Raw genomic sequence first — 1,009 nt, forward strand, 5'->3', positions numbered from 1 at the left:
GCCGAAGGTTTGAACTTCACGCTTTCTGAAAGCTGGAAGACATAACCTGCCGTCAGGAAATAATGCTGTGTTTCTTCTCCATAAAGTCGCTCCTCGCCCGATTCTCTGATACTAAGGTGCTTGCTCTTTAGCATATTCGGAACCGAAAGTGCCACATAGTAATTATCCGTATAGTAGAAGAATCCAGCTCCCACGTTGAAGTAGGTATTGCTGCTGTTCTCTGAGAAAGCTTCATCTGTCTGGTCAGAAAGAGAGCCGTTGATGTCAGAGAAAAGTCCGATGTTCTGGAAGGTAAGTCCTGCCTTAAGCCCTAATGCCAAGCGGTGTTCCCCGCCAAGATTAAGTGTGTAGGAGAAATCTCCGTAAGCGTTCGTCTCTTCAACCGGTCCGATCTTGTCGGTGATCAGCGATAGTCCAAGACCCACGTTTCTGCCTACCGGGCTGTGCCCTGAAAAGGTAAAGGTCTCTGGCGAATCCTGGATATCCACCCACTGCTTTCTATAAAGAAGCCCGAAAGATAAATTCTCTTTTGATCCCGCATAGGCCGGGTTGATGACATTCATGTTGTACATGTACTGCGTGTAGTGCGGATCCTGCTGCGCGTTTGCGTCGGCAAGAGACGCAAGGATCAATGCGGTGATAAGTAGTCTCTTCATTAGTTTTTTAATGTTTCATGCGGTAGATAAACCGCGCCTGTATGGCGCGGTCATCCCGCAGTTATTGGTTTTTAGTTTCTCTGTCTGTTGATGTACACCCAGCCTGTCTTGCTTTCTCCTCCTTCACGCTCGAAAGAATAGTAGTAAGTGCCGTCTGGAAGCTCGTCGCCCTTGTTCGACTGTCCGTGCCATTGGTCGGTGTAGTTCGAGTAGTCGTAAACAATCGTACCGTAACGGTTGAAGATGCTGATCTTTCTTACCTGAAGACCCGTAAGGTCAAACGTGTCGTTCTTTCCGTCACCGTTTGGTGAAATCCCTTTTGGAATCATACACGTAGTACCGTTGGCGGTGAA

2 protein-coding genes are annotated in these 1,009 nt (G+C 48.0%); both read right to left on the reverse strand.

Annotation, left to right across the window (positions count from 1 at the left end; translation table 11 throughout):
* Nucleotides 1–656 (reverse strand): PorP/SprF family type IX secretion system membrane protein (locus tag EG849_RS15510; RefSeq protein WP_148096076.1); only part of this gene is annotated, 656 nt, incomplete at its 3' end.
* 71 nt (nucleotides 657–727) lie between these two features.
* The coding region (locus EG849_RS15515) for a gliding motility-associated C-terminal domain-containing protein (RefSeq protein WP_148096077.1) at nucleotides 728–1,009 on the reverse strand (282 nt) is incomplete at its 5' end.

This window comes from Flavobacterium macacae, from assembly GCF_003865365.1.
GTDB lineage: Bacteria > Bacteroidota > Bacteroidia > Flavobacteriales > Flavobacteriaceae > Flavobacterium > Flavobacterium macacae.